We start from the raw sequence: 20,534 nt of genomic DNA on the forward strand, positions 1-20,534 counted from the left end.
TTGACGTCACAGGCTGACACGGCCGCGCATCACTCGCCGTACAGCAACTTTTTCGCCAGTTCATCCGACACGCGCGCCGGTGAGCGTTTTTCTGCCTGCGCATGGGCATAAATGCCTGTCAGACGCTCACTGATACGCAACAGTTGCAGGTTGATTGCTTCGGGTTGCGCGCCTTGATGGGTGAGCGCCATGTAAATCAGACCGCCCGAATTGATCACATAGTCAGGCGCATACAAAATGCCGCGCCGTTCGAGTTGGTCGGCCACTTGCAGGTTGGTCAACTGGTTATTCGCACACCCCGCCACCGCTGAACAGCGCAGTTGCGCCACGCTGTGCCAATTGAGCACGCCACCCAAACCACAGGGCGCGAGGATGTCACACGGCGTGCTGAGCAAGGCTTCTGGCGCAACCGGATGTGCGCCCAATTGCTCCATCGCCAAGCGCACCTTACCGGGGTCCGTGTCGCTGACCAGTAACTCGGCACCCGCTGCGTGCAACTGCTGCGCCAGCGCAAACCCCACCTTGCCCAAACCCTGTATCGCCACCCGCAGACCTTCGAGGTTGTCACTGCCCAAGCGTGAAGACGCCGTGCTGCGGATACCCGCAAAAACGCCCATTGCCGCGTGGGGTGAAGGATCTCCCGCGGCCGTGGTGCTGGTGACGTGCCGGGTGTATTGGGCAATGCAATCCATGTCGGCCATTGATGTACCGCTGTCGATAGCGGTGATGTAGCGGCCATCGAGCTGTTCAACACATCGCCCGAAGGCTTCAAACAAGGCTGCGCGGCTTTCAACATGCGGGGCGCGCATGATCACCGCCTTCGCGCCACCCACAGCCAAACCTGCCAGCGCCGCCTTATAACTCATGTCTTGCGCCAGGCGGACAGCGTCGGTGACAGCGCTTTCGTCATCGGAATAGGCCAGATAACGGCAGCCACCCAGTGCAGGCCCCAGGCGACTGCTGTGAATGGCGATGATGGCTTTTAGACCCGTAACCGGGTCGACGGTGAGGTGCAGTGACTCCACATGAGCACTTTGCATGAGAGCAAACATTATCCAGCCCTCGAACGGTGACAGGTAATCGCCAGTATAGGCGTCGCCTGAAAAGTCGTTGAAGTGAGCAGGCATAAGCCTGTGTGGCATTCGTTACTTCGGGCATATCTGCGCAAAGACAGAGAATGCCTTGGCTGTTTAAAGAGCCAAAGCCCCCTTGGAGCCAGCCCCCGATCAACGGACAGGCTCAAGGCAGACTTTTGGTCTTGCCGACGTTCAACCCGGTGTGTCGGGTTGCCGCGCCGGGTGTGCCTTGATGAATGCCGGGTGATCCTGCGCCAACCGCGCCACTCGCAAAATTCGCGGATACGCGGTCAACACCACGTTAAAGCGTTCGGCCGCATACAACTGAGGCATCAAATACACATCCGCCAGGCCTGGCTGAGGGCCAAAACAGTAACCACTGTCGCCAATCAATGGCTCGATGGCCGCCAAACCCTGTGTGATCCAGTGGCTGATCCACTGCACCACCTGCGGCTCGTCCTGCCCTAAAGCACGCAATTGATTCAAGACACTGACGTTATGCAGCGGGTGTATGTCGCAGCCGATCATGCTCGCCACCGCTCGCTCATGGGCCCGCGTTATCAGGTCGCTGGACAACAACGGCACCTGCGGATATTGCTCTTCGAGGTACTCGATGATGGCCGGTGATTGGGTCAGTACATCGCCATTGTCGGTGCGCAAGGCCGGTACACGGCCTTGCGGGTTTATTGCCAGGTACGGCGGTTGACGGTGTTCACCCCCATTGGCCGCGATCAGGTTGACCGCAACCGTTTGGTAATCCAGCCCTTTGAGCGCCAGCGCGATGCGCACCCTGTAGGAAGATGTCGAACGGTAGTAGGTAAAGAGCTCCATGACCCGCTCCTTCTAGCGCGCCGCGACCACGGTGCCACGGCACTCGCCGAAGCCGATGGAGGCATAACCTTCACGGACACAGCGGGCGCGCAGGATGATTTCGTCACCATCTTCGAGGAATTTACGCACCTCGCCAGACGGCAATTCAACCGGGTGTTTGCCACCTTCTGTGAGTTCCAACAGGCTGCCCAGCTGCGAACGCTGTGGCCCCGACAGCGTGCCCGAACCAAACAAGTCACCGGCTTGCAGTTGGCAGCCATTGACGCTGTGGTGCGTGACCAGTTGCGCAGCCGTCCAGTACATGTTCAGGCTGTTGCTCAAACCCAGTCGATGCGCTGGCAGTTTTTGCTCACGCATGGCTTGGGTCAACAGCAACACTTCCAGTTCGATATCCAGCGCGCCATTGGCTTGATCCTCAGGATCGAGCAAGTACGCCAGCGGTTGCGGATCACCCTCTGGACGTGGCGGCTGCGCACGGCGAAACGGTGCAAGGGCTTCGGCGCTCACCACCCACGGCGAGAGGGTGGTGATGAAACTTTTAGACAAGAACGGACCCAGCGGCTGGTATTCCCACGCCTGAATATCACGCGCCGACCAGTCGTTAAGCAGGCAAAAACCGGCAATGTGCTCACCCGCTTCACTCACGGGAATGCTGTCGCCCATCTCATTGCCCTGGCCGATCCAGATGCCCAGCTCCAGCTCGTAATCCAACCGGGCGCACGGGCCAAAGCTCGGTTCGGTCTGACCGGCCGGCAAGGTCTGGCCTTTAGGGCGACGCACCTCAACACCTGAAGGGCGAATGGTTGAAGCCCGCCCGTGATAACCAATCGGCACGTATTTGTAGTTGGGCAACAACGGGTTGTCCGGACGGAACAGCTTGCCGACGTTTTTTGCATGTTCAATGCCCACGTAAAAATCGGTGTAGTCACCAATTTTCGCTGGCAGATGCAGTTGGCAGTCCGCCGCCAAAGGCAGCAGTGTGGCGCCTTGGGCCTCGATTTTTCCGCGCAGCGTGCTGCCTTCGCTGAGCAGTTCGAGCAAGCGTTCGCGCAAGGCAATGCGGGCACTGCGACCCAAGGCAAAGTAAGCATTCAACGCACCGCCAATGGTGGCTTCTACAGCGACCTTGGCCTGACCTTCGAACAGACCCGCCGCCAGCGCCGCTTCCAGATCGAAGATGTGGTCGCCAATCGCAACGCCGCTGCGCGGCAGCGAACCGGCGAGGCTGAACACGCCCATAGGCAGGTTATGCAGCGGGAAATCGGTATGGCCGTTAGCAGAGGCGATCCAGCTACGGGTGAGAGTGGACTGGGTCATGCTTATCTCCGATTCGGGGTGAAGGTGGCAGGCAAGGAAGCCCAGCACGCGTCGTAATGGGGTTGCAGTTGCGGGCATTCGAGGGCAAACCGGGTGGGACGCAACACTTGGCTGGTTTCAAACATGAAGGCCATGGTGTTGTCGATTTTGCTCGGTTGCAGCTCGGCCGCAATCGCTTTGCTACAGGTTTCACCGTCCGGGCCGTGGGCACTCATGCAGCTGTGCAGCGAAGCGCCGCCTGGCAAAAAGCCTTCGGCCTTGGCGTCGTAGTTGCCCTGGATCAGCCCCATGAACTCGTTCATCAAGTTGCGGTGAAACCAGGGCGGGCGGAAGGTTTTTTCAGCCACCATCCAGCGTGGCGGGAAAATCACGAAGTCGAGGTTGGCCAGGCCGGGAACGCTGGTGGGCGAGGTCAACACCGTAAAAATGGAAGGGTCAGGATGGTCAAAACTGACCGTCCCAATGGTGTTAAAACGACGCAGGTCATAGAGGTACGGCACGTTGTTGCCATGCCACGCGACCACGTTCAACGGCGAATGATCCAGCTCACAGCCCCACAGTTCGCCCAGGAACTTTTGCACCAGAGCGGTGGGTTGCTGGCGGTCTTCGTAATGCGCGACCGGGGTCAAAAAGTCCCGTGGGTTGGCCAGGCCATTGCTGCCAATTGGCCCCAGATCCGGCAGACGCAAGGGTGCGCCGTGGTTCTCGGCCACATAACCGCGTGCCTGAGCATCGAGTAACTCGACACGAAATTTCATGCCACGGGGGATCACCGCGATCTCTAAAGGCCCGAGCTCCATACGCCCCAACTCAGTGGCAATCCGCAGCCGCCCTTGCTCGGGCACGATCAGCAACTCGCCATCAGCATTGAAAAATACGCGCTGCATCGACGTATTGGCGCAGTAGTTATAAATGCTGATCCCTGAAGGATTTTGCGCGCTGCTGTTAGCGACCATGCCTACTAGCCCGTCAACAAAATCCGTTGCCTCACTGGGAATTGGCAGTGGATTCCAACGCAGACGGTTCGGTGTGACTTGGCCCAATGAGCCACCGGCCAGTTGCCGCTCAAGTTTTTCAAACGCCGGGTGATTGGCCGATGGCTGAATGCGGTACATCCAGGTGCGACGGGCCTCACTGCGGGTCATGGTAAACGCAGTGCCCGATAACAATTCGGCGTACAGCCCATAAGGGGCTTTTTGCGGGGAGTTTTGACCGACAGGTAACGCACCGGGCAGTGCTTCGCTACTGAATTCGTTGCCAAACCCGGATTGATAATCAAGGGCTGACATAGGCGAGTCGAGGTTCATGGAGCCTCCAGCGTGGAGAATGCAGGTGACTGCGCCCTGCTCTGAATCCGCGTGCGCAACGCTGCGTTATTTTTATCGTAATTTGATTACGCATAACGTAATTTGATTGGTATTAAGCGTCAAGCTATAAAGACGCCCATTGATCCCGAGATGTAAGCGACACCATGGAAAAGCCCCTCAAAAGCACCGACAGTTCTGGCAAGCAAAAAGTACGTTCTGCCGAAGTAGGTACGGACATTCTCAAAGCATTGGCCGAACTGTCGCCCGCCACCTCGCTGTCGCGCCTGGCCGAGCACGTACACATGCCGGCAAGCAAAGTGCATCGCTATTTGCAGGCACTGATTGCCAGCGGGTTTGCGGAACAGAATGCCGCCACCAACCATTACGGCCTGGGCCGCGAAGCGTTGCGCGTAGGCCTGGCAGCGCTCAATAGCATGGATGTGGTGAAAGTCGCGGCCTTACCGCTCTCGCAGCTGCGCGATGATTTGAATGAAACCTGCTTTTTGGCGGTGTGGGGCAATCAGGGCGCAACCGTGGTTCACATTGAGCCAGCCGTACGCGCCGTGACCGTCGTGACGCAATTGGGGTCTGTTCTGCCGTTGTTGAGTTCGTCTACTGGGCTGGTATTCAATGCGTATTTGCCCGACCGTGAAACCGCAGAGTTGCGCGAGCAAGAACTCAATACGGAGCAGGTTCATCCTTTGCAATCAGCTGAAACCTACGTGCAGCTGTGCAGTGAGGTGCGTGAACGAGGCCTGCATTTTGTACACGGCCTGTTGATGCCCGGCGTCGATGCGTTATCGGCGCCGGTCTTTGATGCCACCGGCAAAGTGGCCGGGGTGCTCACCGTTGTCGGCCCCACCTCGGTGTTCCATGCCGATGAAAATGGTCCAGCAGCCAAGCTTGTACTCGCTACCAGTCGAGCCATCAGTTGGCGAATGGGCTATCAACCCGGCTAACACCCACGGGTATCAAACGCCCCACTGGTATTTGGCCTCATCCAGCAGGCTGCGCATTAGTTTCTCAACGTCTGCCAATGATGGTTTACGGATGCGATACGCCTGCTCAAACGTCCACGGCTGGGAGAACACATAGGTGATTCCCTGCACGTACACAGGCTCACTTCCTCGTGCCAGACACTCAATACCCACTTCGTAAAGCGACTGGCTCGACACCAGCTTCAGCGTGACCGGATCGTCCACGATGTTGATGTAAACGTCAGCACAATTGAGTGCCAACGGTTCGAGCGTGTTGTTCAGAAATACCCGCACGCGCTCATCTAGCATGCTCAGTGCGCGTGGGTCCGATGGAGCATTATTTAACGTATTCATGGTGGAACTCCTTTTTTAGGCGCCTGCCCTCCAGCGTCATGCTGAAAGTCGTTGTGCAGACAGACACTTTTCGTTGACGTATTAAGCGCCGCTCACGATTAAACGGTGCACTGCATATTTATCGATTCGCTCATACGCAAAGAGCCCCGCGAAGCCTGAGCCAGAGAGGTTGAGAGAGGATTTCACTATTGCCAAAGCTGTAACAGAGATTGTCTTGAAGTGGGCTTACTCCATCAACAACCAGACTTTATTCTTGTCGCACGTTTCAGGCACATGCCTTAAGCGTCCCGACGATCCAGTGTGGATGCCTGCGTCGGCTTTATTCAGCACTTGGCCCTGACAGGCCAAGAAGCAACCTGGTTCACCCTGACGTTGATTTGTAGCTCCTTGATCGAACGTCTTCCTTGGCCGCTGTGTTTACAGCGGCCTTTTTTATGCGCGCGATTTAAGGCGAATGCATCGCGAGTGCCGACACACCACGCTCGGCGGTGCTACAGCAACATCGCCAGCAACGGGGCGGCAAACAGGTTGAGAATACCTGTGAGCACCATCACCAGCCCCGCAACAGAACCTTCTTCGCTGCCCACCTCACGCGCACGACTGACACCTGCACCGTGCGCCCCGATACCAAATAAAGCGCCCCGCGCCAGGCTGCTGCGCAACGGTAGCCATTTGAGCAACACGCCGCCCAGCAGCGCACCAAACACACCGGTAAACATCACGAACACGGCCGTCAGTTCAGGGATGCCACCCAAGTCCTGCGCCAGCGGCATGGCAAACGGGGTGGTGATGGAGCGCGGCACCAGCGACAGGGTCAGCGAGGTGTCCAAAGACAGCGCCTTGGCCAGCCAGAATGAACTGCCAATGGACACAGCGCTGCCCGCCAACATGCCCATCAACAGCGCCACCCAATGTTTGGCCAGCAATTTACGCTGCTGCCAGATAGGCACCGCAAACGCCACGGTGACCGGGCCCAATACCAGCATCAACCAATGGGTGTTGCTTGAGTATTCGGCGTACGCGGTGTGCAGCGGTACAGCCACCGCGAGCAGTAACGCGGGCACCAGAATCAACGGGGACAACAGATAGCGACCCGTGCGCCGGTATAACCAGCGGCTCAGGCCATAGGTGGCAAGTGTGAACAGCAACCAGAACATCGGCATCCATTCAAACTTCATGGCGTAACCTCCAGCGGCACACCGCTTCCACGGTAAACGCCGTCACCACCATCACCAGCAACGTACTGACACCAATCACCAGCAAAATGCGCCAGCCTTCATCACGCACCAATACGCCGTAGTCGAGCAGGCTCATCAGGGCCGGAATAAAAAACAGCAGCATTTCGGCCATCAGCACGCCCGCTCCCAGCTGCAACGCCGCAGGCTTGACCCAGCCCAGCGCAAAGGCCAGCAGCAACAGCGCCATGCCCACCACGCCACCCGGTATGGGTAGCTGCAAGCCGCTGGCAATCTGACACCCGGCAAAATAGATGGCCAACAGAACAACGATTTCAGTGACCAGTCGACCCAAGCGTTTTACATCGAAGCGTTTCATTTTGTTTCCATCCCAGACAGGCCTTCAGTGTAAAGACCCCTCTTCCATCTCGAAAACGAATTGTTAGACTGGCAGTCATTCCAAAATGGAATTCACTCAATGGAATTCAAACAACTTCGCACCTTCGTTGAAGTCGCTCGCCTCGGTGGGTTCACCCAGGCCGCGCACACCTTGCATATCAGTCAATCGGCGGTGAGCAAACAAGTGGCTCAGCTCGAACAAAGCCTGGGCACGCCTGTGTTTGACCGTTTGGGCTCACATGTACGGCTGACCGCAGCGGGCAATGTGGTGCTGCAACGGGCAGAAGGCATGTTGCGTTTGCAAAAAGAGTTGTTGAGTGAACTCGATGACTTGAGTCATTTGACGCGGGGCGAATTGCGTCTGGGCCTGCCGCTATTGGGCAGTGATGCCCTGTTCGCCGGGCTGTTTGCCGAATACCGCCGACGCTACCCCAACATTCAGGTGCAATTGCTCGAAGGCGGTAGCCTGGTGGTCGAGCAAGCGGTGTTAAGCGGCGAGCTGGAGATAGGTGGCAGTTTGACGCCCAACAATCGGGCCTTTGCCTACCAACCGTTTTGCGATGAACCGCTCGATGCCTTGCTGCCCATTGATCATCCACTGGCAGAAGATGGCAGTGTGCGACTGGAGCAGTTGGCTGAAACACCGTTTCTGCTGTATCAGCGCAGTTTCGTACTCAATGATCGTTTGCTCCAGGCTTGCCAGCAAATGGGCTTTACCCCCAAGGAAGGTGGTCGCAGCGGGCAATCTGATTTTTTGGTGGCGCTGGTGGCGGCCGGCCAAGGCGTCGTATTGTTGCCCAGCGTCGTCGCGCGCGGGCTGGTGCGCCCCGGCGTGGTGAGGCTAAAACTCATTGCGCCGGATGATCTGCGCTGGGACATCGCCTTTATCTGGCGCAAGGACGCGTATCTGTCGCGCGCCGCTCACGCCTGGCTGGAGTTGTTGCGCGAGCGGCCAGTTACGGCTTCAGCACTCGGATGAGCTCACCAAGCCAAAGCTCGCTGTCAGTTTCAGGCGTTACTGTTTCGCTGGCATCCAGGCGCAGCATGGGTTGCACCTCCTGCACGCCCAGTTCAGCAAATAGCTCGCGCATCTGTTCGCCGCCGCCGCAGTACGTGTCGCCGTAGCTTGAGTCGCCCAGCGCGATAACCGCACCCGGCAAGCCACGCCAGGGCGCCGGGAGTTGATCGCGAATCTGGCTGTAAAGCGGCATCAGGCTGTCCGGCAACTCACCCATACCCGTGGTCGAGGTGACCGCCAAAAAGGCATCGGGGGCAAACGCTTGAACATCAGCCAAGGTTGCACGCAGGTTAAGCAAGACTTCAAACCCGGCATCGGTCAGCAGTTGCTTGGCATTACGAGCAACTTCTTCTGCGGTGCCGTACACCGAGCCACATAGGATGGCGACTTTCATCAATCTGATCCTGTTACTGACTAAAAGGCCGGGATATTAACAGGTGAGATGGCGTTTCGGTGATGGCACGTGGACAGCTATCACCGATGTCTTAGAATGCAGAACACCGCTGGCGACAATCTGGCGATGAATCACTTGTTTATCGTCCGTTTGACGAGTTCGCGCTTGCCGACAGTCAAAAACATGCATCCGTAAAGGATTCCCCACTTTCAGAAGAGCGGTTCAATGATCAACGCACGCTTGCTGCAACGCATGGTCGACGCATCCCAGGACGGCATCGTGGTCGCCGAGCGGGAAGGTGATGACACCATTCTGATTTACGCGAACAGCGCTTTCGAAACCCTCACCGGTTATAGCCGTGACGAAATCCTGTACCAGGATTGCCGCTTTTTGCAGGCAGGCGATCGCGATCAACACGCGCTGCAATTGATCCGCGAAGCGGTCGCCAGCGGTCAACCGATCCGCCAGCGGCTGCGCAACTATCGCAAGGATGGCACGCACTTCTGGAACGAACTGTCGATTACCCCGGTGTTCAATGAAAGCGATCAATTGACGTATTTTATTGGCGTGCAAAAAGATGTCAGCCAACAGGTCAAAGCGGAACAACGCGTGGCGCAGCTAGAAGCTCAACTGGCGGCCCTGACCGCAGAGCTGCAAACACTCAAGGCGACGAGCGGCCTCAACAAAACGTAAAAATGATGGTCTGTTGTAAACAGTTACGATTTTCTTCTGCCAAATACCGAGTTGCACCATGTCGCACGATGCCCTTCTGACTCAAGACGAGTTGGATTTTATCCAGACCATGCATCAAAACCCGCTGCTTAATCAGCGGGATGCTTCGTCGAGTCTGCTGGTAAATGGGGTGTCGCAAATACGCGATCTGCTGACCCGCCTGGCCGCCCATGAGCAAGTCACGATTCAGGCTCAATTCGCTAATCAGCAAATGAGCTTTCCGCTGCGTTTGGTTGAAGACGAATTTCATGCCCAGCATCTGCAATTGGGCGCGCCGAGCATTTTTGAAGACGGGCCGATGGTGCGCCCGTGGCGTTTGACACTGCCCGAACCGGTAGCCCTGGAAAATGTGCGCGGGCGCAGCGGCCACTTGTGGGTCAGTGAAGTGTCGTTCAAGGGTTTGTTGATCGAGGTACGCAACGACACCCGCCCTCCGCGCCAGTTCGCTCAGTGGTTCAGCCCCACCGGCTATGAACGCATTGCGGTGCACGGCACGCTCGAACGCCAAACCGAACTGGGCCTGTACGCCTATCGGTTAAGTCAACGCGACCAGGGCGAAACCGAACGCTTGCGCCAGTTCATCCTGCAACAACACCGCCTGGCCCACCCCGCGCTGCACGTTTAGATTCAAACGCCTTTCAGGAACATATCCAGGCGCTGGCTCATCACACTCGCCTCACTGCCCAAGCACCCGATGGAGGACGCCATCAATGCTTCGCAGGCCAGATCCGACGCTTCGCCAGCCAACCAGACCGCACTGTTGAGAGGTTGCGCCAGCCTCAGCAAACGTTGAAGGCGCGCAGCACTCAGGGCGCGGGTACCCAATAGCACAACCGCTTGGGGGCGGATTTTTTCACATACCAGCGACAGTTCTTCCAGCGGCTGCCCGATGGCCAAAACCCTGACGACCCGATCATTGCGCGCCAGCAACAACCCCGTCACCAGCAACTGCAATTCGTGGCACAACTCTGGCAAGGCCACGAGCACCACACACTGCGCCGGCGCAGCTACAACCTGTAGTTGCAGACGGTGCTGAACACGACCGCGTAAAAATCGATCCAGCAACAGCCATTCACTGGTGCGACCAAACTCATCTTGCACGCGCAACAAACGCTGCCAGAGCGGCAAGAAAATCTCATGAAATACGGTTTGGAGCGGGTAGCTGGAAAAAACCTGTCCGTAAAGACGTTCAAGTTCAGGCTCATCAAAGGCCGTGAGTACGGCACCAATGCGGGACTGCCACTGTGTGTATTCATCCGTTTGGGCACTGGGTTGAGCAGGCGTGGCGTTGACACTACGCGCCAATAACTCGCCCACTTTGCTCACTGAAACACCGCGCTCGATCCACCCTTGAACCTGTCGCACTGTCTCAATATCGGTCACGGAATACAGCCTGTGCCCACTTTCGGTGCGTTTTGGCTGGATTAAGCCATAACGACGCTCCCAGGCGCGCAGCGTGACCGGGTTGATACCAGTCAGGCGCGACACTTCACGGATCGGATAAAGGCCGTCCTGTTCTAGAGGATCAGCAGCAGTCGCTACAGTGCGTTCAATATCTGTCATCACAGGCATCACAAAGGCCACAGCCGAAAGTAAGTCTGGCGAGTCTACTCCTCATGGGCCTCACGTTCCCTTTTAACGAGGGTGTCGAGCAGCTTTAACGCGGGCACCTGAGTTCCCTCATCCTGCTGATAGGTGAATACAGGGAATGCTCTTCCTGCAAACTCAGGCCCTCCTTTATCAATGACTTTCTGAAAGTCTGCTCTGGCCGCGAGCCAATCAGGTTTGGACAGTACGGGGTAAAAAAGCAGCCCCGCAATCGCGCCGGGTTCAATGCCCACCGTTTGCACTTCATTATTTTCCAGCCGCTCGCTCTGCCGCACGTTCTGCTCCTTGATCAAACTCGCCAGCATTTTATTCAAGTGAAAACGCGCATCTGCCTCATGAATCACAGACATATCCGGTGCAACATTACCTGACGCGTTGTCTTTTTCATGAATGCCCACAATATGCCGACCGACTTTTTCTGGCAGCACCAAAAATGCCATATGCCTTGGCATACCGGTGACGTTGGGGCCCATTGCGAAATAATTGGGCACGAGATTGGCGTGTGCCAATGTCCACTTGCGTAACCCGCCGTGCTGACTGGCGCCACTGGCGTGTAAGTTTCTGGCGTTGTCGACGCTGATGCCACAGTGGTGCAGCTCTTTATGGGCATGAGGCAATTGCACCGTGCGCACCAGCACCCCACCCCGAGAGAACGCCGCGCTTATGTCCTCGGGCCGCGAATTATCCCCAGCCTTTAAAGATGCATGAACCGCATGACCTGCTCGCGTACTGACAGAGAGGCTGTCATTGGGCGCAATAGCGTTGAGGTTCTGAAGAAGCATGCTCTGTCCTCTTGAAGTATCGGGTTGTTAATGATTGGCCATTAAGCAAAGCAAGGTTCCACACGAAAACATTGGAGTCTGTGTGCCCGAGCAACGGCTGAATCAATTGAAAAGAGGAACAATCCTTGCTTGCACTCTCCGACGCAGCCCACCACCCCGGCGCTGCGTTTTATGCCTGCCTTACCCTGGCAGCATCAGCCACATGGAGATACACAATGTCTACCTCCCCTGTCACCTTGATGGTTGCACGCCGTGTCGCCGAAGGTCGCTATCAGGAAATGATTGCCTGGCTGCATGAAGGCGAACAGTTGGCCACCGATTTTCCAGGTTATCTGGGCTCGGGTGTGCTCGCGCCGCCACCCGGTGATGACGCCTTTCAAATCATTTTCCGCTTTGCCGATGAAGCCACCCTGCACGCGTGGGAACATTCAGTCTCGCGCACGGCCTGGTTGCTGCGCGGCAGCGATCTGTTTGCCCACCCGCACGAACACCGGGTCAGCGGCATCGACGGCTGGTTTGGCGCCGCCGGGCAGCGCCCACCCCGCTGGAAGCAAGCCGTGGCTATTTGGCTTGCGTTTTTTCCGATTTCATTGCTGTTCAATTTCGTGCTCAACCCCTTGCTGAGTGAGCTGAGCCTGCTACCCCGGGTGTTCGTCAGCACGCTGGCCCTGACGCCGTTGATGGTTTACTTCTTTATTCCTTTATCGACCCACTTATTGTCCGGCTGGCTGCACCGCACACCTGCCAAACCTGTGGGCAGCGCCGCGACCTCCAGCGGTCACTGAAACGGCACCGGGCACAGGGGACCCGCACAGGCATGGCCGTGGCGCAGCGGACGCTGGTATAGTTTTGCCATCACGCTGCCGCTCTCCCCTGTTCTCTGACGCCGAGCCTGTCATGCCATCTCAATCCGCACCCATTCTGATCACGGGCGCTGCCCAGCGCGTTGGCTTGCACTGCGCGCAGCAATTGCTGGCAGACGGCTATCGAGTGATTTTCAGCTACCGCAGCGAAAAGCCCGGCGTGCAAATGTTGCGCGATCTGGGGGCCACAGCGGTGTATGGCGACTTTTCAACCGAGCACGGCATTCTCGCGTTTATCGAACAACTGAAAAACCACACCCAGGCTTTACGGGCGATTGTGCATAACGCGTCGGCCTGGCTGCCAGAAAGCATCGAGACACACATCAGCGACTTCACACAGATGTTCAGTGTGCATATGCTCGCGCCGTACCTGATCAACCTGCAATGCAGCGAACTGCTGGAGCGCTCGAGCCCGGCGGATATCGTACATATCAGTGACGATGTGACCCGCAAAGGCAGCAGCAAGCACATTGCGTATTGCGCCACCAAAGCGGGCCTCGACAGCCTGACGTTGTCATTCGCGGCTAAACTGGCGCCACGGATCAAAGTCAACGGCATCGCGCCCGCGCTGCTGCTGTTCAACCCCGACGACGACGCGGCGTACCGCGCCAAGGCCCTGGCCAAGTCAGCACTGGGGATCGAACCCGGAGCCGAGGTCATCTATCAAAGCCTGCGTTATCTGCTGGACAACCCGTATGTGACCGGCACCACCCTGACCGTCAATGGCGGTCGGCATCTCAAATAAGCCGTCCGCGAGGAAGTATTTTCATGAGCACATCATTGCCTGAGCACTACCGCGAGATCCTCCTGGGTCTCGGTGAGAACCCTGACCGCGAAGGCTTGCTCGACACTCCGAAACGCGCCGCCAAGGCCATGCAATACCTGTGTCACGGCTATGACCAAAGCGTTGACGATATCGTCAACGGCGCTCTGTTCGCCTCCGACAGCGACGAAATGGTGATCGTGGCCGATATCGAGCTGTACTCGCTGTGCGAACACCATTTGCTGCCGTTTATCGGCAAGGCGCACGTGGCGTATATTCCGACCGGCCAAGTACTCGGCCTGTCGAAAGTGGCCCGCATCGTCGACATGTTTGCCCGCCGCCTACAGATTCAGGAAAACCTCACCCGAGAAATCGCCGACGCTATTCAGAGCGTCACTCAGGCGGCGGGTGTGGCCGTGGTGATTGAAGCCAAGCACATGTGCATGATGATGCGCGGCGTGGAAAAACAGAATTCGACCATGAACACCTCGGTGATGCTCGGTGCTTTTCGCGAGCCCAGCACCCGCATGGAGTTCCTGCAACTGATTGGACGGAGCAAGTCGTAATGCCACAACTTCAGCCAGGAATGGCCCGTATTCGCGTCAAAGACCTGTGCCTGCGCACCTACATTGGCATCAATGAAGAAGAAATCCTCAACAAGCAGGATGTGTTGATCAACCTCACCATCCTGTATGCCGCGCAAGACGCCGTACGAGATAACGACATCGACCACGCGCTCAATTACCGCACCATCACCAAAGCTGTGATTGCCCACGTTGAAGAAAACCGTTTCGCGCTGCTGGAGCGGCTGACCCAAGAGCTGCTGGATTTAGTGATGGCCAATAGCGCTGTGTTGTATGCCGAAGTCGAAGTCGACAAACCGCACGCCCTGCGCTTTGCCGAATCGGTCTCCATTACGCTGGCGGCAAGCCGCTAAGCTGCCCCCCTCTCTCACTCGGTGAACCCCATGACGTCTCAAGAACGCCTTGAACTCGAAGCCGCTGCTTTTCGTCGCCTGGTCGCGCACCTGGACAGTCGTAAAGATGTGCAAAACATAGACCTGATGAACCTTTCGGGCTTTTGCCGCAACTGCCTGTCCAAGTGGTACAAGGCCGCGGCCGATGAGCGCCAGATCGAGGTCAGCCTCGATGACGCCCGCGAAGTGGTGTACGGCATGCCGTACGCCGACTGGAAAGCCCAGTACCAGAAAGAAGCCTCTGCCGAACAGGCAGCGGCGTTTGCCCAAGGAAAAAAGCATGACTGATCTAACCGCCCTGCGCGCCAGCCTCAACAGCGGCGAACACCTGTTTGCCGACACCCTGGCTTTTATCGCCGCGCACTACGATTACCAGCCGCAAGCCTTCACCAACGGCGAGGTGGAAAATGCGGCAGGGCAAAACGAAGGGTCGTGCAAGACCTTGGGCCTGGCGGTGCTGGAAGGGTTGAGCGACCAAGAGGCCCTGTTGGCGTTTGGCGAACATTACCGCTCAGTACTCGCGACACCTGAAGGCAGCGATCACGGCAACATTCGCGCCCTGATCGCCCACGGTCTGGCCGGGGTGAAATTCAACGCCCGGCCATTGACCCGCAAGGCTTAAAGCGAGCCGCCTGAATTGAAGTACTGCGCCAGGCCGCTGTAACAAGTGGCCAGGTGATAAGGGGTGGTCGAGGGCATGTCCTCGCGACTGACCTGGCCTTGCGCATCAAGGCATTCGTACCAACCCCCGACGTGTAAAAAGTGCTGCTGCAACGCCTGCAATTGGCGTTGCACCCGCACCAGGCCATCTTCGCGCAACGTCAGTGCCCGCAGGTATTCGGCCTGAGCCCAGATTCGCTGCGTGCCATCACGCAGGCTGCCATCACTGCCCAACATGCCGCAGACCGCCCCGCTCTGCGGATCGACACCCACCTGCTCGGCAAACCCGAACGCGCGATCCAGTGAATCGTGCAGCGCCGTAGTGCGCAGCAACGGTGAGGATTGCAGCAGGAAATACCATTCGAATTGATGGCCCGGCTCAAACCAGTTATCGGCTGCACCGCGGGGTTTTTCCAGCATCACCCCGTGTTCGGGCGCGATGAAGCGCTGCTGCATGCCCTCGGCGAGCGCCAGCAGCGCGGCGTGAGTGGCGGCGTCTTCGCGCACCGACAAGGTGGCGAGAAAGGCTTCAGCCAAGTGCATCAGCGGGTTTTGCAGCGGGCCGCTGCCCACTGTGGACCAGTCCCGGTTCAAGCTGGCTTCGTACAAACCGTTGCCATCATTGAAGCGCTGCGCGACCACCTCCAAAGCAGCATTGAGCACCGACGCCACCAACGGCTCACGGACTTTGGCCCAGTAATGCGCACAGGCAAAAATGATGAAAGCGTGGGTGTAGAGGTCTTTGCGCTGATCCAGCGGCGCGCCCTGCGGGTCGATGCTGTAGAACCAGCCTCCATGTTCGGCATCATGAAAATGCTGCTGCAAGGCGCGAAACAACGCCGCTGCGCGCTCGCCCGCGTCAGGGAACTGAGCGTCCCCCATCAGGCTGGCAAATACATACAGCTGCCGGGCGCAAGCCATCGCACGGTAACGCGCAGGGGGCAACGGTTGATGGGCTGCGCTCAGCGACTCGTAAGGCAATGCCAGCTCGGCATTCCAGCCGGGGCCTTGCCACAGCGGCACGATCACCTGACGAAAGTGCTGCTGCACGGCCGCAAAACCGGCAATCAGTTCAGGAGGGAAAACAGAGCTGGCTACATCAGGCATCGGCAAGGATCGTCACGGCTGGGGCGTTTGCGCGACATGATACACCCAAAGCTTCTTGGCGCAGATGAGAGCGGCTGACGCCGGGGCGCTTGAAGTGAAATGATCCACGAGCACCTGGTCGGCAGTATTTTGCACAGGGGGCAAATTGCGCAAAAAAATGCACAGCCTATTTCTGATTTATGCCCACTAAAGGGCTACAGCCCTTGTCGATCAAGTGCCTTGCCGGATTGGCAAAAAATTGCACAGCACTGCGCAAAAAGTTGCGCAATTTGACGCGTATTGAGCCCAACAAACTCTCCCTACTCATCACCAAACCCCCTGTTTATAAGGGCTGTAGAGGTTCTGGCATAAGTCTTGAGAGGCATATGTTTTTAATCAACACGGGCTACCCGCCTGTGGGAGCCTCCGGCATGGCCACACGCATTCCCCGCCGCAACCCGAATAACATCAACTTAAGCCGCACCGACGCCAAAGTGGCGCTCGCCCCATGCCCGCTGAATAAACCGACGATGCAGCTGGTGCCGCTGCGTTACGGCTTGGTCGATAACCTTGCACTAGACCCTGCCAAAGAACTGCTGATGGCCCATCACCTGAGCAGCCGCCCGTTGGGCGTGCGCCTGCCTAGTGATGGCTGGCTGTACGTGATCGACACCGTCACGGGCGTGTTGTCCGAGTACCGGTTGCTGAACGGCGTACTCACCGACTTGCTCTTTCATGGCACACACGTAACTGAAGACGAGCGCCAGTCCTCGGCGGGGCAGGCGCACTTGATTGTCTCCAGACACAACCCGTTGTATGTCAGTTATGCAGAAGTGCAGTGGACGGCCAAAAAGTGCCATCAAGTGCTCGACTCACCCGGCGAACGTGAACATTTCATGCAGGCAGTGCATCCGGCCAGGAGCAATTGCCAAACAGGCGGCGCTCATTTGCTCACGCCGCAGATGACCGAAGAATGGCTGGCTGAGGTGGCCACCGAGTTTGTGGAGTATCACCAACAGCACCTGGCCCCGAACGCCTCGTTGGCCGAACACGCCGCCTACACCGAACGCCAGCGCGTACTCGCCCAAGTCCCTGAGCACGAGCGCCAGCCCTACACGTGGGAAGAACCCAAGCGTTTTGCACACATGTTCATGGGCAAACTGGTCACTTGCGTGGCCCCCGGCTATCACTATGACACCTTGTATTTAGTGCTCGATGACACCTTGGGCGTGTTGCGCGACTTGGCCAACTATCAGGACCAAGTCGCAGGTTGGGTCACCGATTGGGCAAACGGCGGTGCGCAAAAGGGCTACAACGAGCGCGATTACTTGCTGGGCTGTTACATCGAGTCCCTGACCTGGCTGGCCGAGTCAGATGTGCAAGCGTTTATGGACGACATCGCTGACCCCGCCGGACGTGCGTTGCTGGCTGACCTCAATCACCTGCCCGAGCCTGAACGAGCGATCACCGCCAAAGCCTTGCATGCGTACATCAATCGGGGCGGACTGATGACACCTTCAACCGATAACACCCCGACACCTGCCGACCTGCAAGCGTTGCGACAGGCGGTACAGGATGACGCATTTGCGGCCGATTTTTTCCCGGGCTCGGGACAGGAACCTGTAGGGCTGAGTGCCGTTGAGGATGTGGATCGCCGTTATTACACCCGGGAGCACTTTCGGGTCGCGCCTGCGGCGTTTGTCGACACGCATTTCCAGACCTTGATCGCTCTAGGTAAACGTCGCAGCAGTGACTTGAGCAACATCCTTCATGGCGCTCGACTGGGCCAGCGCGGCGTCAACGACCTCATCGACCGCCAAGCAATGGACAGCGAGATGCACGCTCACCGCACCGGGCTGGAGCGCTGGAACTCATTGCTCGACCACATCACCGCCGACCGGGTTGCCTTGGTGAGTTCAGGCGCATTTCACAAGGCTGCCTGGTATTTCGATGCCCAGCATTCGCTGCAAACGGGTCACGCGTTTGCCCTTGAATACGCGTGCCTGAAAGATATTTGCCGCAGTGACGATGCCTGCACCCAACTACTGGCGTATGCCGAGCGCGAACCGCAGTTCAGTCGCCCGCTGTATTACACCCTGCCCTTGAGCGAACAGACCTCATTGTGGGTGCAATACGCCTTTTTGTTTGCCAGTGGCATGGCCGTGTTGAACAACCTGCCCGAGCAGATCGCGCGCCTGGACACCCTTGAGCGCGGGCGTCTGCCGATACTGGACGATCTGCCCGATAGCACGCGCAACGTGGCCCAGGCTGCGCAAAACGCCTGGACGCCTGCGCTGAACCGCGGGCTGGACACCCTGCTCGCCAGCTTTGAAGGCATCGCCAAAGGCCAGGCCATGCCCGACCTTGATCAGTTATTGCGCAGCCTGCCCCAGGCATTGATCTTGCGTATCGTGCAGGCGGCCAAAACCGAAGGTGCCACCTTGCGCTTTGCCTCCCGCGCCGAGCTGGACAGCTTGCGCGAAACCTTGAGCGAAGTACTGGAGCAACGCGAAAGGCTGCTTACGCTCAAACAGGCGCGCCAGCAGTCCAACCGTGTGAATGGCCATCACTCAGCCAAGTCCCAGGCACTTCTACAAGACATCCACTCTGTACGCTGGCAACTGGACTTGGGAGAAGCGCGCCTGGCCGCCAGCATCAGCCCCATCACAGAACTGCCGGATGAACAGGCGCGGTTATACGGCTCAACACCGGGGCGTGCAGGACTGACCGTCATCTTTGCCCCGGAAGGTCGACAACAAGTGGCTCGATTGATGCGCACCTTTAAAGAAGGCGTGAGCCGCGCGCCTGCTTCGAATGTATTGGGGGATGGGGCGGCGCTGTTGTTGTTCGTGGCGCAGGCGGTGAATTTGGTGCAGATATTTAAGGAGACATTTGCTGTCAGTCCTGAAGAACGGCAGAGAATGGCTTTAATGAATTCGCTAGCGGCGACGAGTGCTGCGGGTTTTGTGGCGGCCCAAGGGGTATTCGACACGGCCTTGAATGCCCAAATAAAGTCTTTGAAAGAAAATTTAAAAACCAGCTCCTTAGGTCGACTGCAAGTCACGGTGGGAAAGCTGCACATTGGACTAGGATTTGGCACTTATTTATTAAGCGCCATTATTGCGACAGTTAGTTTTCATACACATCAACATAACTGGAAAGAAGCAATACGAAGCGGTAATCGTGTAGCACAGCGCGGTGCAATCCTGGCAATGATTAGCTCAGGTGGATTAGTACTCAGTAATGCTTATAGTCTGAGTTATACCGTGAGTTCAATGTATGAAGTGATGAAGACGATCAAAGGCGCTGCCCGAGAGGCTGCTTGGATAGCATCAGGCATACGTCTATCAACCGTGTTTAATCGTGCCAGTCTGACAGGGGCAATTTTTACGTTATTTGAGCTGACCGGCACTTGGCTACACAACCGCTATAACACCACCTCCCACGACCAGTGGCTGCAAAGTACGAAGTGGGGATTAGAGGCTGACAAGCGAAAAACCCTCAGCCTGGAAGGTTTTCAAAATCATCTGAAAGCTTTGCTGCAAGCCCCATTTGTACAAGTCAAACGCGCTCAAGCGGGTTCATATCTGACAAGTTGGTTTCCGACCACCCATATCGGCGAGGTTTATCTATGCTTGCCCGGCTTGAGTCTGGCGGACTTTGAAGTGCCGCTAGGAGGGCGAGCCAGTCATGGATTAAAGATCGGGGCTCAACGTTTCACCACTGTTTTGGAGCACAGTAAACGTCCACATGAGCACAGTGAAGAAATCAGCGAGCAAGTCTCGGCACGTCTGTTTCGTGTGCATATGGACAGGCCGGGGCTGATCTTAAGCCTGAGCTATCCGCGCCATCCAGAACGCATCAACGGCAAGTTAGATGAAGAACTGCTGCTTGAACTGAAGTTATGGTCCCTGGATGAACAAGGCCAACAAGTCTGGCACACCCACCGCATTCGTTTTAATCCCTTGAAAGAGGGTCGCTACCCCGCCGCCGACTACCTAGCCCCAGCGTTAACCTTATTACCCATCGACATCCTGGCATTGGAAGTCATACCGAATGTCTGAATCTCAAGAAACTCGGCCTGCGGCAGCGGCAATTAAGCCCTTGCATAGGGCTGGCGATATCAAAAAAATCCTGACCGGAACTAAGACGTATCTCGCGCCCTTACCTTTGCCTACAGGTGCCCAGCCGTACTGTCCATCTATCAGTGACTTTA

General features: G+C 57.3%; 22 protein-coding genes. 11 read left to right on the top strand and 11 right to left on the bottom strand.

What is annotated here, in order from left to right; translation table 11 throughout:
- Positions 1-29: 29 nt before the first annotated feature.
- The 4 genes from ACP7A4_RS17125 to hmgA all read right to left on the bottom strand — a co-directional run bounded on the left by ACP7A4_RS17125 (position 30) and on the right by hmgA (position 4,531).
- Positions 30-1,052, bottom strand: a complete 1,023-nt coding sequence (locus ACP7A4_RS17125; protein WP_426247846.1) for a Glu/Leu/Phe/Val dehydrogenase dimerization domain-containing protein — start codon at positions 1,050-1,052, stop codon at positions 30-32.
- 216 nt (positions 1,053-1,268) lie between these two features.
- On the bottom strand, positions 1,269-1,907 hold the full coding sequence (gene maiA, locus ACP7A4_RS17130) for a maleylacetoacetate isomerase (protein WP_426247847.1): 639 nt from the start codon (positions 1,905-1,907) through the stop codon (positions 1,269-1,271).
- A 12-nt stretch (positions 1,908-1,919) separates the two neighbouring features.
- Positions 1,920-3,224 carry a fumarylacetoacetase gene (fahA, locus tag ACP7A4_RS17135; RefSeq protein ID WP_059761924.1) on the bottom strand — a complete coding sequence of 435 codons (1,305 nt, stop codon included), beginning with the start codon at positions 3,222-3,224 and terminating at the stop codon, positions 1,920-1,922.
- Positions 3,225-3,226: 2 nt separating this feature from the next.
- A complete protein-coding gene (gene hmgA, locus ACP7A4_RS17140; protein ID WP_059761925.1) occupies positions 3,227-4,531 on the bottom strand; it encodes a homogentisate 1,2-dioxygenase in 1,305 nt (434 codons plus the stop codon).
- A 164-nt stretch (positions 4,532-4,695) separates the two neighbouring features.
- On the opposite strand from hmgA, the gene ACP7A4_RS17145 reads away from it, so the two are divergent.
- Positions 4,696-5,490: an IclR family transcriptional regulator gene (locus ACP7A4_RS17145; protein ID WP_059761926.1), complete on the top strand. Its 795-nt coding sequence runs from the start codon at positions 4,696-4,698 to the stop codon at positions 5,488-5,490.
- 12 nt (positions 5,491-5,502) lie between these two features.
- On the opposite strand, the gene ACP7A4_RS17150 is transcribed toward ACP7A4_RS17145, so the two are convergent.
- The 3 genes from ACP7A4_RS17150 to ACP7A4_RS17160 all read right to left on the bottom strand — a co-directional run bounded on the left by ACP7A4_RS17150 (position 5,503) and on the right by ACP7A4_RS17160 (position 7,416).
- Positions 5,503-5,862, bottom strand: coding sequence for a hypothetical protein (locus tag ACP7A4_RS17150; RefSeq protein WP_059761927.1), 360 nt, complete (start codon positions 5,860-5,862; stop codon positions 5,503-5,505).
- A gap of 491 nt (positions 5,863-6,353) precedes the next feature.
- Positions 6,354-7,040, bottom strand: a complete 687-nt coding sequence (locus ACP7A4_RS17155; protein ID WP_048363195.1) for an LrgB family protein — start codon at positions 7,038-7,040, stop codon at positions 6,354-6,356.
- Positions 7,030-7,416, bottom strand: a complete 387-nt coding sequence (locus tag ACP7A4_RS17160) for a CidA/LrgA family protein (RefSeq protein ID WP_048400176.1) — start codon at positions 7,414-7,416, stop codon at positions 7,030-7,032. The genes ACP7A4_RS17155 and ACP7A4_RS17160 overlap by 11 nt, the downstream gene beginning before the upstream one ends.
- 99 nt (positions 7,417-7,515) lie before the next feature.
- Between ACP7A4_RS17160 and ACP7A4_RS17165 the strand changes: the two genes are divergently transcribed.
- Complete coding sequence (locus ACP7A4_RS17165) at positions 7,516-8,415, top strand: LysR family transcriptional regulator (RefSeq protein WP_426247848.1); 900 nt, start codon at positions 7,516-7,518, stop codon at positions 8,413-8,415.
- Here the strand turns inward: ACP7A4_RS17165 and ACP7A4_RS17170 are convergent.
- A complete protein-coding gene (locus tag ACP7A4_RS17170; protein ID WP_426247849.1) occupies positions 8,393-8,848 on the bottom strand; it encodes a flavodoxin in 456 nt (151 codons plus the stop codon). The genes ACP7A4_RS17165 and ACP7A4_RS17170 overlap by 23 nt on opposite strands.
- Before the next feature lie 225 nt (positions 8,849-9,073).
- On the opposite strand from ACP7A4_RS17170, the gene ACP7A4_RS17175 reads away from it, so the two are divergent.
- Together ACP7A4_RS17175 and ACP7A4_RS17180 are read left to right on the top strand one after the other, a co-directional pair.
- Positions 9,074-9,541 carry a PAS domain-containing protein gene (locus ACP7A4_RS17175; RefSeq protein WP_059761931.1) on the top strand — a complete coding sequence of 156 codons (468 nt, stop codon included), beginning with the start codon at positions 9,074-9,076 and terminating at the stop codon, positions 9,539-9,541.
- Between the two features lie 58 nt (positions 9,542-9,599).
- Entirely contained in the window at positions 9,600-10,205 is a 606-nt protein-coding gene (locus ACP7A4_RS17180; RefSeq protein ID WP_059761932.1) for a hypothetical protein, read from the top strand.
- A gap of 2 nt (positions 10,206-10,207) precedes the next feature.
- Here the strand turns inward: ACP7A4_RS17180 and ACP7A4_RS17185 are convergent, their stop codons facing one another.
- Together ACP7A4_RS17185 and ACP7A4_RS17190 are read right to left on the bottom strand one after the other, a co-directional pair.
- The gene (locus tag ACP7A4_RS17185; RefSeq protein WP_426247850.1) at positions 10,208-11,152 is read right to left on the bottom strand and encodes a MerR family transcriptional regulator; all 945 of its coding nucleotides are present in this window, start codon (positions 11,150-11,152) and stop codon (positions 10,208-10,210) included.
- 35 nt (positions 11,153-11,187) lie between these two features.
- On the bottom strand, positions 11,188-11,970 hold the full coding sequence (locus tag ACP7A4_RS17190) for a hypothetical protein (RefSeq protein ID WP_426247851.1): 783 nt from the start codon (positions 11,968-11,970) through the stop codon (positions 11,188-11,190).
- Positions 11,971-12,185: 215 nt separating this feature from the next.
- Between ACP7A4_RS17190 and ACP7A4_RS17195 the strand changes: the two genes are divergently transcribed.
- The 6 genes from ACP7A4_RS17195 to ACP7A4_RS17220 all read left to right on the top strand — a co-directional run bounded on the left by ACP7A4_RS17195 (position 12,186) and on the right by ACP7A4_RS17220 (position 15,194).
- A complete protein-coding gene (locus ACP7A4_RS17195) occupies positions 12,186-12,755 on the top strand; it encodes a hypothetical protein (RefSeq protein ID WP_059761934.1) in 570 nt (189 codons plus the stop codon).
- A gap of 112 nt (positions 12,756-12,867) precedes the next feature.
- The gene (folM, locus tag ACP7A4_RS17200; protein WP_203303937.1) at positions 12,868-13,578 is read left to right on the top strand and encodes a dihydromonapterin reductase; all 711 of its coding nucleotides are present in this window, start codon (positions 12,868-12,870) and stop codon (positions 13,576-13,578) included.
- Between the two features lie 23 nt (positions 13,579-13,601).
- Positions 13,602-14,162, top strand: a complete 561-nt coding sequence (gene folE, locus ACP7A4_RS17205) for a GTP cyclohydrolase I FolE (protein ID WP_059761936.1) — start codon at positions 13,602-13,604, stop codon at positions 14,160-14,162.
- Positions 14,162-14,533 (top strand): dihydroneopterin triphosphate 2'-epimerase, encoded by a 372-nt coding sequence (gene folX, locus ACP7A4_RS17210; protein WP_059761937.1) that lies wholly within the window; start codon positions 14,162-14,164, stop codon positions 14,531-14,533. Before folE ends, folX begins: the two co-directional genes overlap by 1 nt.
- A 30-nt stretch (positions 14,534-14,563) precedes the next feature.
- Positions 14,564-14,860, top strand: coding sequence for a DUF1244 domain-containing protein (locus ACP7A4_RS17215; RefSeq protein WP_203303938.1), 297 nt, complete (start codon positions 14,564-14,566; stop codon positions 14,858-14,860).
- A complete protein-coding gene (locus ACP7A4_RS17220; protein ID WP_059761939.1) occupies positions 14,853-15,194 on the top strand; it encodes a HopJ type III effector protein in 342 nt (113 codons plus the stop codon). Before ACP7A4_RS17215 ends, ACP7A4_RS17220 begins: the two co-directional genes overlap by 8 nt.
- Here the strand turns inward: ACP7A4_RS17220 and ACP7A4_RS17225 are convergent.
- Positions 15,191-16,339: an AGE family epimerase/isomerase gene (locus tag ACP7A4_RS17225; RefSeq protein WP_426247852.1), complete on the bottom strand. Its 1,149-nt coding sequence runs from the start codon at positions 16,337-16,339 to the stop codon at positions 15,191-15,193. The two genes, ACP7A4_RS17220 and ACP7A4_RS17225, sit on opposite strands and share 4 nt — an antisense overlap.
- Before the next feature lie 365 nt (positions 16,340-16,704).
- On the opposite strand from ACP7A4_RS17225, the gene ACP7A4_RS17230 reads away from it, so the two are divergent.
- A complete protein-coding gene (locus ACP7A4_RS17230; RefSeq protein WP_426247853.1) occupies positions 16,705-20,382 on the top strand; it encodes a toxin VasX in 3,678 nt (1,225 codons plus the stop codon).
- Positions 20,383-20,534: the final 152 nt, after the last annotated feature.

This window comes from Pseudomonas sp. TWR3-1-1, assembly GCF_049896545.1.
Lineage (GTDB): Bacteria > Pseudomonadota > Gammaproteobacteria > Pseudomonadales > Pseudomonadaceae > Aquipseudomonas > Aquipseudomonas weihenstephanensis.

Coding starts and splice junctions, on each gene's coding strand:
- folM (WP_203303937.1), top strand. CDS start 12,868: ATGCCATCTCAATCCGCACCCATTCTGATCACGGGCGCTGCCCAGCGC.
- ACP7A4_RS17165 (WP_426247848.1), top strand. CDS start 7,516: ATGGAATTCAAACAACTTCGCACCTTCGTTGAAGTCGCTCGCCTCGGT.
- ACP7A4_RS17215 (WP_203303938.1), top strand. CDS start 14,564: ATGACGTCTCAAGAACGCCTTGAACTCGAAGCCGCTGCTTTTCGTCGC.
- ACP7A4_RS17190 (WP_426247851.1), bottom strand. CDS start 11,970: ATGCTTCTTCAGAACCTCAACGCTATTGCGCCCAATGACAGCCTCTCT.
- ACP7A4_RS17170 (WP_426247849.1), bottom strand. CDS start 8,848: ATGAAAGTCGCCATCCTATGTGGCTCGGTGTACGGCACCGCAGAAGAA.
- ACP7A4_RS17175 (WP_059761931.1), top strand. CDS start 9,074: ATGATCAACGCACGCTTGCTGCAACGCATGGTCGACGCATCCCAGGAC.
- folE (WP_059761936.1), top strand. CDS start 13,602: ATGAGCACATCATTGCCTGAGCACTACCGCGAGATCCTCCTGGGTCTC.
- ACP7A4_RS17150 (WP_059761927.1), bottom strand. CDS start 5,862: ATGAATACGTTAAATAATGCTCCATCGGACCCACGCGCACTGAGCATG.
- ACP7A4_RS17155 (WP_048363195.1), bottom strand. CDS start 7,040: ATGAAGTTTGAATGGATGCCGATGTTCTGGTTGCTGTTCACACTTGCC.
- ACP7A4_RS17185 (WP_426247850.1), bottom strand. CDS start 11,152: ATGCCTGTGATGACAGATATTGAACGCACTGTAGCGACTGCTGCTGAT.
- ACP7A4_RS17195 (WP_059761934.1), top strand. CDS start 12,186: ATGTCTACCTCCCCTGTCACCTTGATGGTTGCACGCCGTGTCGCCGAA.
- ACP7A4_RS17125 (WP_426247846.1), bottom strand. CDS start 1,052: ATGTTTGCTCTCATGCAAAGTGCTCATGTGGAGTCACTGCACCTCACC.
- maiA (WP_426247847.1), bottom strand. CDS start 1,907: ATGGAGCTCTTTACCTACTACCGTTCGACATCTTCCTACAGGGTGCGC.
- fahA (WP_059761924.1), bottom strand. CDS start 3,224: ATGACCCAGTCCACTCTCACCCGTAGCTGGATCGCCTCTGCTAACGGC.
- ACP7A4_RS17180 (WP_059761932.1), top strand. CDS start 9,600: ATGTCGCACGATGCCCTTCTGACTCAAGACGAGTTGGATTTTATCCAG.
- ACP7A4_RS17220 (WP_059761939.1), top strand. CDS start 14,853: ATGACTGATCTAACCGCCCTGCGCGCCAGCCTCAACAGCGGCGAACAC.
- ACP7A4_RS17145 (WP_059761926.1), top strand. CDS start 4,696: ATGGAAAAGCCCCTCAAAAGCACCGACAGTTCTGGCAAGCAAAAAGTA.
- hmgA (WP_059761925.1), bottom strand. CDS start 4,531: ATGAACCTCGACTCGCCTATGTCAGCCCTTGATTATCAATCCGGGTTT.
- ACP7A4_RS17160 (WP_048400176.1), bottom strand. CDS start 7,416: ATGAAACGCTTCGATGTAAAACGCTTGGGTCGACTGGTCACTGAAATC.
- ACP7A4_RS17230 (WP_426247853.1), top strand. CDS start 16,705: ATGTTTTTAATCAACACGGGCTACCCGCCTGTGGGAGCCTCCGGCATG.
- folX (WP_059761937.1), top strand. CDS start 14,162: ATGCCACAACTTCAGCCAGGAATGGCCCGTATTCGCGTCAAAGACCTG.
- ACP7A4_RS17225 (WP_426247852.1), bottom strand. CDS start 16,339: ATGCCTGATGTAGCCAGCTCTGTTTTCCCTCCTGAACTGATTGCCGGT.